Genomic DNA, 12,324 nt, shown 5'->3' on the forward strand with positions numbered 1-12,324 from the left:
ATTGGCGCCGCCTAAAATGCGCCCTACTTTTAGCCAAACACAACAGGGGTTCCCATGGATGTCACACAGGAGGTCAAGCTGGTTCTGGACGAGATTCTGAGCCTGAATGGCCGCAGCGCTGCCTTTACCCGCGAAACCCATTTGCTCGGAGCGATTCCCGAACTGGACTCCATGGCCGTGGTGTCCTTGATCACCCGCCTGGAAGAACATTTTGGCCTGACGGTGGACGACGACGACATGGATGGATCCACCTTTGCCACCGTAGGCAGCCTGGCCGACTTCGTCAGCGAAAAACTCGCGGCCTAAGACCGGCCTGGCCCGATGGACGCTTTTTTCCTGCCTGGCACACCCGGCCAGCGGTTTTGTATTTTTTACCCGGCCCAGGGCGGCGTCACACGGGGCCTGGTGGCCTATGTGCATCCTTTTGCCGAGGAGATGAACAAATCCCGGCGCATGGCAGCTTTGCAGGCGCAGGCCCTGGCCGCCGAAGGCTACGCCGTGCTGCAACTGGATTTGCGTGGCTGTGGAGATAGCTCCGACGATTTTGGCGATGTCAGCTGGCAGGACTGGGTGGACGACGTGGCCCTGGCATGCCAATGGCTGCGCCGCCAGGCCGATGCACCTTTGTGGCTGTGGGGCCTGCGTGCGGGCTGCCTGCTGGCCGCCCAAGCCGCACAGCAACTGGACGGCCCCTGCAACTTTCTATTCTGGGCGCCTACGCCTGCAGGCAAGCCGCTGCTGCAACAGTTCATGCGCCTGAAAGCCGCTGGCGACATGGCCGATGGCAATGCCAAAGCCGCCATGGAGGCCCTGCGCCAACAACTGGCAGCTGGCTCGGCGGTGGAAATTGCCGGCTACGCGCTGTCCGCTGCACTGGCCTCGGGCCTGGAGCAAGCCAGCCTGGCACCGCCGCACCATCCAGGCCGGCTGGAATGGCTGGACCTATCCACCAAGCCGGACGCTACGCTTCCGCCTGCTGCTGCCAAGCCCTTGCAGGCCTGGCAGGCCGCAGGCTTTGCGGTCCGTAGCCAGGTCGCCATGGGCCCGGCTTTCTGGCAAACCAGCGAAATCGAAGAGGCGCCGGCTCTGCTCAGCGCCACCCTGGCAGCCCTGTCTGCGCCCGCACCATGAAGCCAACCGAACAGGCTTTGCTGATTCCCCGCCCGGACAGCACCCTGGTGGGCGTTCTGAGCCTACCTGCCCAACCAGCATCAACCGCCGTAGTCGTGGTGGTGGGCGGCCCCCAGTACCGCGTAGGCAGTCATCGCCAGTTCGTGCTGTTGGCCCGACGGCTGGCGGCCGCAGGATATGCCGTGCTGCGCTTTGATTACCAGGGCATGGGTGACAGCAGCGGGTCTGCGGTAGATTTTCTGGCGGCCACGCCGGATATTGCAGCAGCCGTCCAGGCGCTACAGGACCGTGTGCCCCAGGCAAAAAATATTGTTCTGTGGGGATTGTGTGACGCAGCTTCGGCTGCGCTCTTGTATGTGCAGCAAACCCAAGATCGACGCGTGACCGGCCTTTGCCTGCTGAACCCGTGGGTGCGGTCCGAAACCAGCCTGGCACGAACCCAGGTCAAACACTATTACCTTCAGCGCGTGATGCAGCCCGCGTTCTGGAGCAAACTTCTCAGCGGCAAGGTTGCCCTGGGCGCCGTCAACGGCCTTGTACAAAACATACGCACCGCCTTTTCAGCAGCGAGTCCGGCGCAGACCGCCAACGCCCCGTTTCAGCAACGCATGGCCAGTGCCTGGAAGGGCTTCTCCGGCCCCATACTTTTAGTCTTAAGCGGAAACGATTTCACGGCCAAGGAGTTCCTAGAATATGCTGCCGCAGATACGGCTTGGTCTGGCGCATTCGAATACACCCAGTTGGTGCGCCACGACCTACCGGACGCAGACCACACTTTTTCCAATGCGGTGGCGCAAACCCAGGTAGAAAACATGACGCTCGACTGGCTTTCCACACACACAGACAGTCAAAAGCAGTCCCCATCGGACAGGAGCAAGGCGTGACGCAATCGGTAAAGAGAACCATGCCACTGCTGCTGGCACTACTATGCGCATGGGGTGCCGGCACGGCCTTGGCGCAGCAAGCCGGCGGTGAAGACTGCGGGTCACTCACCAACGCCTTTGGGCCTTACGACTACCGGGTGGAGCGGGGCAACAACCTGAGCCTGGTAGAGGGCGCCCACTTCACGCCGCCCGTGGAAGCTCTCATTAAGGGCAACGCCGGCTACATCGGCGGCGATCTGGATTACACGCTGCGTGCATTCCCCAACCACCATCGAGCGCTGATGTCCGTCATGCGTTACGGGGAGAAGCTGAAAAAGCCGCACCCCTCGGACCTGCGGTATTCCGTGGAGTGCTATTTCGAACGCGCCGTCCGCTTCCGCCCGGATGACGGCATCGCGCGTATGCTGTATTCCATGTTTCTGGCCAAAGGCAACCGTGCTCCAGAGGCGATCAAACAACTGGACATTGCAGCAGGCAATGCCGAGAAGCAGGACAACCCCTTCACCCACTACAACCTAGGTCTGAATTACATGGACCTGAAGGAATATGCCAAAGCCGAAGAGCAAGCCCACAAAGCGTATGCAATGGGATTTTTGCAGCCTGAGCTGAAAGATCGCCTCAAAGCCCTGGGGAAGTGGACCGATATGGCTGCCGACAATCCCGACAGCAGCGCCTCCGCACCGGCAGAAGCAGCCAGTGCAGCTACTACGCAACCCTAGAAAGCGCATTTCTTGCATTCCGCCTCCCAACCCGTAACCCCCCTTCGGCCTGCATTGCCGCGTGGCCCGGTACTGGACTGGTCCAGTTTCCAACGCGTGGATGCGCCTGGCGTACCCAGCATTGAAAGCCTGCCCCACACCGCATTCACGACCAGCGGGCGGGCTGCCATTTACCAAGCGCTGCTCCAACTCGACCTGCCCGCTGGCAGCACGGTGCTGGTACCCACCTACCACTGCCCCACCATGGTGGCGCCGGTGCTGCTGGCCCACCTGGAAGTCGCGTATTTCGGCCTGCTGCCGAATGGACTGCCCGACCTTGCCAACATCCCTGCCGAGCAGGCAAAAAGAAGCCAGGCCATGCTGGTATCCCATTACTTCGGCCTGGCCCAATCCTTGGCCGATGTGCGCAACTGGTGCGACGCCAATGGCATTGCACTGATAGAAGATTGCGCACATTGCTACTTCGGTGAAGCCGGGGAAAGAACCGTAGGTGCCTGGGGCGACTTTTCCACGGCAAGCCTATCCAAATTCTTACCCGTGCCCGAAGCCGGGCTGCTGGCATCAACGCTGCACCCCATCAAGCCCATGGCCTTGGCCAAACCGAGTTTGAAGTCCCAAATCAAAGGCTGGGTTGACGTCATCGAGCTGGCAACACGCTACCAACGCCTGGCGGGAATACGCCCAGTGCTGGCATCGTTGTTCAAACTCAAGAACTCGCGCAGCCCACAGGCCCAGGCGCTCACGGAAGTGCCTGCCCCCGCTAGGGCGGCCAATATGATGCGCGACTGCGATATGAATCGCATTAGCCAGACACCCTTGTGGGCCTCCATGGCCCTTAAATCCATGCTGCCACGAGGTCGCATCATTGCGCGGCGTCAGCGTAACTTCAACCGCTACGCCCCCTATTTTGCAAATACACCGGGTGCACGCCCACTATTTGCCGATCTTCCTGCCGCCGCAGAGCGTGCTGCGCCCTATGTGTTTCCGCTTTGGGTGGATAAACCTGAAGCGGTCTACCAGGCCCTGCGCCAAATGGAATTGCCGGTATTCCGCTGGGACCGTATCTGGCCTGGGACTCCAACCATTGCAGGCGATGTAGGTCTGCAATGGAGCCACCACGTGCTGCAGTTGCTGTGCCACCAGGATCTGGACGATGCAGACATCGACCGCACAGCGCAGGCCATTCTGCAGCTGCTGCGAAACAGCAGCGACTGAACACGCCCGCTTACCTATTACCCCCTACTCCATGCAATCCTCTCCCCTCCAATGGCAAAACCTGCCCGCTAGCGACCTGCAAAAAACCGTCAGCCTGCGCACCGAGTGGGACCGCTTGAACCAGGAGCGCAGCAACCTGCCGTTCATGACGGCCGACTCCATCCAGTTGGCCATCCAGATATTCGGCGCTGGCAACGAACGGTTATTGGTCGCCCGGCAGTCCAACAGCCTGGTCGCCATGCTGATCGTGGTGCCCGCAGGGCGTTTCCAATGGCGAACCTTCCAGCCGTCCCAGCTACCGCTGGGCGCCTGGGTGGCCTCCAGCAGTCTCACTGCTTCGGAGCTGGCGAGCAGCGTGTGCCATGGCCCGCTGGGCCTGTGCCTGGGCTTTTCGCTGACGCAGGTCGATCCATTGCTGGCACCACGCGAGGCCGAGCTGTCCGACACCAAACCCATGGACTACATCGATACCGGCTGGATCGATATTGCCGGCAGCTATGACGACTACTGGGCTGCACGCGGCAAAAACCTGCGGCAGAACATGCGCAAGCAACGTAACAAGCTGGCGGCCGAAGGTGTGGTCACCGAAATGCGCAGCTTTACCGCACCGGAGGACATGCCAGACGCCATAGCCCGCTATGGCGTATTGGAAAGCGCTGGCTGGAAGGCCGGCAAGGGCACGGCCATCCACCCCGAGAACGACCAAGGACGTTTCTACATACAGTTGTTGCAAACCGCCGCGCGCCAAGGCGGCGCCATAGTGTTCGAATACCTCTTCAATGGAAAAACCGTGGCCTTGAACCTGTGCCTGCAACGCGCAGGCATGCTGGTGATCCTGAAAACCACCTACGACGAAAGCATACAAGCCTACTCCCCGGCCTTTTTACTGAGCCAGGACGTGCTGGAGAAGTTGTTCGCCGAGGGCCAGATCCACCGGCTGGAATACTACGGCCGCATGATGGAGTGGCATACCCGCTGGACCGAAAACCAGCGCGGCCTGTACCACTTGACCAGCTACCGCTGGCCCTGGTTAAAGAGTCTGGCGGAGCGCCGACGCCAAATGCAGGCTAGCGCTGCAGCGCCGGCGCCTGCCACTGAGCCCCCCGCCAAGGCGGCCGCAACTGCCGAGTAGGAGCGCCATGATCACGGTCATCATCCCTTACTACCAGCGAGAGGCTGGCATTCTGGCCAAGGCCCTGGCCAGCGTCGCCGCGCAGCAGCCTGCAGGCATGCCCATCCAGGTACTGGTGGTAGATGACGCGTCGCCGGTACCGGCAGAACCCGAGGTCGAAGCCGTCGGAGCATTCAGCAGCCAGGTGCGGATCATCAAGCAACCCAACGGTGGCCCCGGTGCGGCGCGCAACACTGGCATAGACCACGCCCCTGCCGGCACCCGCTACATCGCATTTCTGGATTCGGACGACATCTGGTCCAACGACCATCTGGCGCGCGCTGCGGCTGCGCTAGGCTCGGGTTACAGCTTTTATTTCGCCGACCACTTCCAGCTGGGGGCCACCGTAGGCGCATTTGCCCGCGCAGGCCGCATCCAGCCAGACAAGCACCCGCAGCTAGCCGATACCTTCCCTGGCCTGCACGCCTACCAGGGCGATTTGCTGGACCAGATCATCCGAGGCAATGTGATCGGCACCTCCACCGTCGCGTACGACCTGCAAAAGTTTCCAGACAAGCGCTTCAAGGTCGAATTCACCAACGCCGGTGAAGACTATCTTTTCTGGATGGACATCGCCCATAGCGGCGCCAAAGTGGCTTTCTCCAGCACCTGCGAGGCGCACTACGGGCGCGGCGTCAACATCTTTGCCGGCACCGGCTGGGGCACCGAAAAACACCTGCTGCGCCTGCACAACGAAATCAAGTACCAAAAGCTGACCTGCGAGCTGTTCCCGGTCACAGCACTCCAGCGCGCCCACATCAACGCCTGCCTGGCCAGGCTGCGCAAGGCTTTTGCCAGCGATCTGCTGCACAGGGTGGCGCACCGCAAAAAGATCCCCATAGGACTGTTGTGGCGGCATATGAAGCTAGACCCGCTGAGCTTCTTGCTCATGCCGTTCTCGCTAGCGAGCGGGCTGCTCCAGCGCGGCAAGAGCTGAGTGCGACTGGAACTTGAGCGCGCACCCCGCTGCTATCAAACTCGTAGCTAGTCCCGCCCAATATACCTGCGCCAAACCGTATTTTGAGCTGATAAATCCGCCCAACAAAGCACCCAGCACACCAGGGCAACCATAGCCCAGCACGGTGTACAGCGCCTGGCCACGGCCACGCAAGCGGCCCGGAAAATAGTGCGAAAGCAGTGCAATGCAGGCACCGTGGTGGGCTGCGAACGTCAGGGCATGCAGGGTCTGGGCCAGCACCAATACCCATACCACATGGGCGCTGCTGGCCGTCAAAACCATGCGCAGAGCCATCGCAAGCCCCGCAAACATCAGCCAGCGCGGCAGGCTGAAGTGGGGCAACCACCGGCTCTGGGTGAAAAACCAGGTCACCTCGGCCACCACAGACACCGCCCACAACAAGCCTATGGTTGTCTTGCTGTAGCCCAGCGCATCCAGGTACAGCGAGAAAAACACATTGATGCCGGTATGCGACAGCACCTGGAAAAAGCAACTGACGAACATCCAGCGCACCGCCCGCTGGCGCAGGATTGGCCAGATCGGCGGACGTGGCTGCTGGGTGTGCACGGCCTCCTTGGTGTTCGGCATCCAGGCGCTGCTGGCCAGCAGCACCAGCAAGCTCAGCCAGGTCACGCCCGGAAACCCCTGCATGCCAAACCTGTCAAACCACATGCCACACAGCAGAACCGACAGCATGAAACCCAGCGAACCCCACAGGCGCACACGCCCATAGCGTTGGGCATTGAAGCCGCCGTCGCGGCTGACTAGCTCCGCCATGGCGGCTTCGCTCATCGGCGTCATGGAGCTGGTGTGGGTGTACAGCAGCAGCAACACAGCACCCAGCCAGACCAGGCCCCAGTTCAGCGCCAGCCCCAAAGACACCACCAGTGCCGCCAGGGCGCAGTAGCGCAACAATGCCACCCGTTCACCCGTATGGTCACTCAAAGCGCCCCAGCCGTACGGTGCAAACAAGCGCGTCGCGGCCTGGATGGAGGTCAGCATCGAAATGGTGACCAAACCCAGGCCCTGGCTCTTGAGCCACAGCGGCAGGTAAGAGGTAAAAAACCCGGCATGCGCAAAATAACAGGCCGAAAACACGGCAAACGGCGCTAGCTGGCGGCGACCCACCAGCCCTGCGGCTGCCGTGACGGACATTAGCCGGCCATCGACGCTATCGGGCCTACCGCCTGCACCACGTCAGCGTTCTGGGCCCGCTGGCGCAAGGCATGCTCCATCACCACCAAGGCCAGCAATGCCTCCACGATAGGTGTGGCACGGATGCCTACGCAGGGGTCGTGGCGTCCTTTGGTGACCACCTCGGTAGACACCCCTTGCGTGTCGATGGACTCGCGCGGCGTGATGATGGAACTGGTGGGCTTGATGGCAATCGACACTTCCAGGTCCTGCCCGGTGCTGATACCACCCAGAATGCCGCCTGCGTTATTGCTGCGGAAACCCTGGGGCGACAAGGAATCGCCATGCATGCTGCCACGCTGGGCCACACTCGCAAAACCGGCACCAATTTCCACACCCTTGACAGCATTCAGGCCCATCATGGCGAAGGCGATATCGGCGTCCAGCTTGTCGTACAGCGGTTCGCCCAGGCCGACTGGCACGCCAGAGGCAGTGACACGGATGCGTGCGCCGCAGGAGTCGCCGGCCTTGCGCAGCGCGTCCATATAGTCTTCCAGCGCCGATACATCGGCCACCGGGGCAAAAAACGGGTTGTTCGGCACATGCTCCCAGCTCTCGAAAGGGATGGCCAGATCGCCCACCTGCGTCATGCAGCCGCGAAACACCACGCCGTACTTTTCGGCAAGCCATTTTTTGGCGACCGCACCCGCAGCCACCGTGGGTGCCGTCAGGCGGGCCGACGAGCGGCCGCCCCCACGCGGATCGCGGATGCCGAACTTGTGCCAGTAGGTGTAGTCGGCGTGGCCGGGGCGAAAGCTCTGCGCGATGTTTTGATAGTCTTTGCTGCGCTGGTCGGCATTGCGGATCAACAGCGCAATCGGCGTACCGGTGGTCTTGCCCTCAAAGACGCCGCTGAGGATTTCCACCGCGTCCGGCTCGTTGCGCTGGGTCACGTGGCGACTGGTGCCTGGGCGTCGGCGGTCCAGATCGGTCTGGATGTCCGCCTCGGTCAAGGCCATGCCCGGGGGGCAGCCGTCGATCACGCAGCCAATGGCTGGGCCGTGGGATTCACCAAAATTGGTGACTGCGAATAAGTTTCCAAAAGTATTGCCGCTCATAGCGCGGGATTATCCCCGACTACGGAGGTGGGAACGGTTCATGCTTAGTCGGCCACACACCAATGCAGGTGTCCGTGCATATTTTCAAGGAGAGGCCCATGCTGCAAGCAACCACTACCAATTTCTCACATGTCAAACCCGGTGACACCGATTACGTGCAAGGCGGCTTGCGCGATTTCTTCTTGTACCGCGATCTGGGCATCGCCGAGGCTACGCACGGAAAAGTGATTGCGCACCTGGTCAAGGCGAATATGGCTCCAGAAAAGGGCACGGGCTGGCACCGACATGAAGCGGATTTTCAAATCGTCATCATGCTCAAGGGCTGGGCCCGCTTCATGTATGAAGACAAGGAAACCCTAGTGCAGGCCGGCGACTGCGTGCACCAACGCCCCGGCATACGGCACTACCTGTTCGACTATTCGCCGGATATGGAATACCTGGAAATCGTCTCGCCCGCCGACTTCAAGTCGATTGACGTCGAGCCGGTGTGCGCCATTCCCGACCCGACGCCCTGGAACTAGAACACCTTTTTAAAACTCTGCATCCAGCTCGTCGATATCGTCGGGCTCCTGCAGCGCAGCGGTTATCCACTCCTGCATCGCGGGCAAGGCCATGATGCGCTGGCAGTAGGCACTGCACACGGGGTCCAGTGCCACGCTATAGGTGAGGAAACGCGTCACCACCGGCGCGTACATGGCGTCCGCCAGGGTCACCTGGGCACCAAAGAGGTAGGGGCCACCATAGTTGGCCAAGCACTCTTTCCAGATCTCCACGATGCGGTCTATATCGCTCTGGGCACGCGACCATATCTTGAAGTCCGCGAAATGGGCTTTCAAATTCATGGGCAAAGCCGTCCGCAAGGATGCAAAGCCCGAATGCATTTCTCCGCAAATTGCCCGGCAATGCGCTCTGGCCGCAGCATCCGCAGGCAATAGACCGGCTTTAGGCTTGATCTCGTTCAGGTATTCACCTATCGCCAGCGTGTCCCACACCTTGATCTTGTTATGCACCAGCGATGGCACCAGCATGGAGGAGGACATCAGCAGCATCTCTGCCTTCATGGCTGGATCGTCGGGCGACACCACCTGCTCCTCAAAATCCAGGCCCGCAAATTTGGCCATCAACCAACCGCGCAAAGCCCAGGCACCGTAGTTTTTACTGCTGATGGTCAACTCGGCTTTGCGCATAGATGCTCCTTATGTGTTGGGTTGTTTGAGCAAGGGCTGTGCCAGAGACCGGCGCCGATATTTACCGAACGTAACAAGCACATGAACTACATATGGCCCATAACTTGCCTGCGTAACTTTGTCCCTCTGACCCCCACACAAAAAACATGCTGTACCAGGCCTACCAACTCCAGTCCGATTGGATGTCGCCGCTGCGGCTCATGGCCCAAAGCGCCGCCGCAGCACTATGGTTCAACGATACCGAGGGCAGTCCGGTGCGCCGTATTGCGGCCGCATGCGACGTGTTTTCACGCATACGGCTGACCCACACCCGCCCCAACTACGACATCCACACGGTGCAGGTGGCAGGGCGCGACGTGACCGTCGCCGAAGAAACCGTGCTCAGCCTGCCGTTTGGCAGCCTCTTGCATTTCAAAAAAATCGATGCCGATCTGCAGACCCCACAGCCCCCCGTGCTGCTGGTAGCGCCTCTGTCCGGCCACTTTGCCACGCTGCTGCGTGAAACCCTGCGCACCCTGCTGCAGGACCACGACGTCTACATCACAGACTGGCACAACGCCCGCGATGTCGCACTGAGCCACGGTGCCTTCACGCTGGACGACTACGCCGCGCATATGATCCGGTTCATTGAAACCATAGGCCCGGGTTCGCACGTCATTGCCGTCTGCCAACCCTGTGTGGCCGCCCTGGCCGCTACCGCAGTAATGGCGGAGGACGACAACCCCTGCCAGCCTCGCAGCCTGACCTTGATGGCCGGGCCTGTGGACTGCCGCATCAACCCCACGGGCGTCAACACGCTGGCCACCAGCAAGCCGATTGAGTGGTTCGAGCAAAACCTGATCACCCACGTCCCGCTGCCACACAAGGGCTTTATGCGCCGGGTCTACCCCGGCTTCATACAGCTCAGCGCGTTTTTGAGCATGAACCTGGACCGCCATAAGCAGCAGTACAAAGACATGTACAAATACCTGTTGGATGGCGAACTGGACAAGGCCGAAACCATACGCAAGTTCTACGACGAATACCTGGCGGTGAACGACCTGCCCGCAGAGTTCTATCTGGAAACCGTGGAGAAAGTATTCCAGACCTATGACCTACCGCGCGGCGTGCTGACCTACCAAGGACGCACCGTCAAGCCAGAGGCCATCCGTCGCACCGCCCTGATGACCGTGGAAGGCGAGCGCGATGACATTTGCTCTGTCGGCCAGACCATGGCCGCACAAGATCTGTGCACCAGCATCCGCCCCAGCAAGCGGGTTCACCACATCCAGACGGGTGTGGGCCACTATGGCGTGTTCAGCGGCAAGAAATGGAACCAGCAAATCTATCCGCGCGTGCGCGACATGATCTACGCAAACCAACTCTGAACGCAAAAAAGCCCGGCTAGCCGGGCTTTTTTAATGGGGTAGCCGCGCTTATTTGGCGTCTGTCTCTTCGTCATCGCCTGCGGGCCAATCACGGATGTAGGCTTTTAGCATCTTGTTCTCAAAATTCTGACTGTCCACCACGGCCTTGGCCACGTCGTAGAAGCTGATAACCCCCATCAGCATCTTCTGGTTCATGACCGGCATATAGCGGGCATGGCGGTCCAGCATCATGCGGCGTACTTCGTCCAGTTCGGTCTCTGGCGTGCAGGTCAGGGGGTGATCGTCCATGGCGGTGCGCACCAGCGTGCTGCCAATGGAGCCGCCGTTTTTCACCAGTTGCTGAATGACTTCACGGAAGGTCAGCATGCCGACCAGATCGCCATGGGACATCACCACCAGCGAGCCCATATCCTTCTCGGCCATTACGCTCAGGGCACCAGACAAAAGCTCATCAGGATTGGCGGTGTAGAGCGTATTGCCTTTCACACGCAGGATATCGCTAACTTTCATGGTGTTCTCCTCGTAACTCGGTGGGGTTGGATAGCTGCAATATAGCCCACAATGGCCCAGCAGAATGTATGGATTACGTTTAAAAAACGTGCCCGCAGCACGTATTTTCTGCACGCGGCATAGCGCAACCGCCTGCCACGGACCAAGCAGGAAATCCCAAAACTTCGTACAGCTTCTTACACTTTATGAAGCAAAGGCGGCCAACCCCAAGCCGGGGCTGTAGCGCAACACCAAATGCTGCAGCGCAGCACGACCGTTAAAATCGCGGCATGCCCTATTACCTCGCCAAAGCCCCCTACTGGATCACCCGTTTTGGTGAAATGGGCATCGTGCTGCCCATGGCTGCGGTGTTGGCGGTATGGATGGTGGCATCTACCCGCTCGCTGCGCCCGGTATTGGGCTGGCTGGTGCCGCTGGGCCTGGCCATCGCGGTCACCACAGCTTCAAAGATCGCCTTCATAGGCTGGGGCCTGGGCATTGCGGCACTGGACTTCACCGGCTTCTCGGGCCACGCCATGTTCTCCGCCGCCATTTACCCGGTGCTGGCCTATACCCTGACAGCACATGCGCGCAACGCACGCACCGTGCACCTGGCCGTCATCGGTGGCTACGCACTGGCCCTGCTGATCGCCTGGAGCCGGGTCCACATCCAGGTGCATTCGTGGTCCGAAGTGGTGGCCGGTTTTGTGTTGGGCGCCAGCGCCAGCGCCTGGACCATCTGGCGCAGCCAGTACACCCACCACGGCATGCCGGGGCGCTGGGCACTACTGGGCGCGGTCGCCTGGCTCAGCATCATGCCCCTGCAGGCAGCACCATCCCGCTCTCACGATATGGTGACCCGGCTGGCGCTGGAACTGGCCTCGCACGACAGCCCTTTCCGCCGTGCAGACATGCACAAAGCGGGGGACAAAGCCCCCTAAGCACGTCACT

At 60.7% G+C, this 12,324-nt stretch carries 14 protein-coding genes; 10 read left to right on the forward strand and 4 right to left on the reverse strand.

The window, feature by feature from the left end; genetic code table 11:
- Positions 1–54 precede the first annotated feature (54 nt).
- The 7 genes from AC4BBN_RS18250 to AC4BBN_RS18280 are packed head-to-tail and all read left to right on the forward strand — an operon-like array spanning position 55 to position 6,057.
- A complete protein-coding gene (locus AC4BBN_RS18250; protein WP_490593421.1) occupies positions 55–306 on the forward strand; it encodes an acyl carrier protein in 252 nt (83 codons plus the stop codon).
- Positions 307–321: 15 nt separating this feature from the next.
- On the forward strand, positions 322–1,131 hold the full coding sequence (locus AC4BBN_RS18255) for a hydrolase 2, exosortase A system-associated (protein WP_490593422.1): 810 nt from the start codon (positions 322–324) through the stop codon (positions 1,129–1,131).
- Positions 1,128–2,015: a hydrolase 1, exosortase A system-associated gene (locus AC4BBN_RS18260; protein ID WP_490593423.1), complete on the forward strand. Its 888-nt coding sequence runs from the start codon at positions 1,128–1,130 to the stop codon at positions 2,013–2,015. Before AC4BBN_RS18255 ends, AC4BBN_RS18260 begins: the two co-directional genes overlap by 4 nt.
- 20 nt (positions 2,016–2,035) lie before the next feature.
- Positions 2,036–2,734 carry an ABC transporter permease gene (locus tag AC4BBN_RS18265; RefSeq protein ID WP_490593424.1) on the forward strand — a complete coding sequence of 233 codons (699 nt, stop codon included), beginning with the start codon at positions 2,036–2,038 and terminating at the stop codon, positions 2,732–2,734.
- A gap of 12 nt (positions 2,735–2,746) precedes the next feature.
- Positions 2,747–3,949 (forward strand): DegT/DnrJ/EryC1/StrS family aminotransferase, encoded by a 1,203-nt coding sequence (locus AC4BBN_RS18270; protein ID WP_490593425.1) that lies wholly within the window; start codon positions 2,747–2,749, stop codon positions 3,947–3,949.
- A gap of 31 nt (positions 3,950–3,980) precedes the next feature.
- Positions 3,981–5,081 carry a GNAT family N-acetyltransferase gene (locus AC4BBN_RS18275; protein ID WP_490593426.1) on the forward strand — a complete coding sequence of 367 codons (1,101 nt, stop codon included), beginning with the start codon at positions 3,981–3,983 and terminating at the stop codon, positions 5,079–5,081.
- A 7-nt stretch (positions 5,082–5,088) separates the two neighbouring features.
- Positions 5,089–6,057, forward strand: coding sequence for a glycosyltransferase family 2 protein (locus AC4BBN_RS18280; RefSeq protein ID WP_490593427.1), 969 nt, complete (start codon positions 5,089–5,091; stop codon positions 6,055–6,057).
- On the opposite strand, the gene AC4BBN_RS18285 is transcribed toward AC4BBN_RS18280, so the two are convergent.
- On the reverse strand, positions 6,022–7,233 hold the full coding sequence (locus AC4BBN_RS18285; RefSeq protein WP_490593428.1) for an MFS transporter: 1,212 nt from the start codon (positions 7,231–7,233) through the stop codon (positions 6,022–6,024). The two genes, AC4BBN_RS18280 and AC4BBN_RS18285, sit on opposite strands and share 36 nt — an antisense overlap.
- On the reverse strand, positions 7,233–8,330 hold the full coding sequence (gene aroC, locus AC4BBN_RS18290; RefSeq protein ID WP_490593429.1) for a chorismate synthase: 1,098 nt from the start codon (positions 8,328–8,330) through the stop codon (positions 7,233–7,235). The genes AC4BBN_RS18285 and aroC overlap by 1 nt, the downstream gene beginning before the upstream one ends.
- Positions 8,331–8,428: 98 nt before the next feature.
- On the opposite strand from aroC, the gene AC4BBN_RS18295 reads away from it, so the two are divergent.
- A complete protein-coding gene (locus AC4BBN_RS18295; protein ID WP_490593430.1) occupies positions 8,429–8,851 on the forward strand; it encodes a cupin domain-containing protein in 423 nt (140 codons plus the stop codon).
- A gap of 9 nt (positions 8,852–8,860) precedes the next feature.
- On the opposite strand, the gene AC4BBN_RS18300 is transcribed toward AC4BBN_RS18295, so the two are convergent.
- Positions 8,861–9,517: a glutathione S-transferase gene (locus AC4BBN_RS18300; protein WP_490593431.1), complete on the reverse strand. Its 657-nt coding sequence runs from the start codon at positions 9,515–9,517 to the stop codon at positions 8,861–8,863.
- A 146-nt stretch (positions 9,518–9,663) separates the two neighbouring features.
- Here AC4BBN_RS18300 and AC4BBN_RS18305 point away from each other — a divergent pair, with 146 nt between their 5' ends.
- Positions 9,664–10,884, forward strand: coding sequence for a polyhydroxyalkanoate depolymerase (locus AC4BBN_RS18305; protein WP_490593432.1), 1,221 nt, complete (start codon positions 9,664–9,666; stop codon positions 10,882–10,884).
- A gap of 48 nt (positions 10,885–10,932) precedes the next feature.
- On the opposite strand, the gene AC4BBN_RS18310 is transcribed toward AC4BBN_RS18305, so the two are convergent.
- A complete protein-coding gene (locus AC4BBN_RS18310) occupies positions 10,933–11,394 on the reverse strand; it encodes a CBS domain-containing protein (RefSeq protein WP_490593433.1) in 462 nt (153 codons plus the stop codon).
- 269 nt (positions 11,395–11,663) lie between these two features.
- Between AC4BBN_RS18310 and AC4BBN_RS18315 the strand changes: the two genes are divergently transcribed.
- Positions 11,664–12,314 carry a phosphatase PAP2 family protein gene (locus tag AC4BBN_RS18315; RefSeq protein ID WP_490593434.1) on the forward strand — a complete coding sequence of 217 codons (651 nt, stop codon included), beginning with the start codon at positions 11,664–11,666 and terminating at the stop codon, positions 12,312–12,314.
- Positions 12,315–12,324 lie beyond the last annotated feature (10 nt).

It is taken from the genome of Rhodoferax sp. SPJ21, assembly GCF_058216335.1.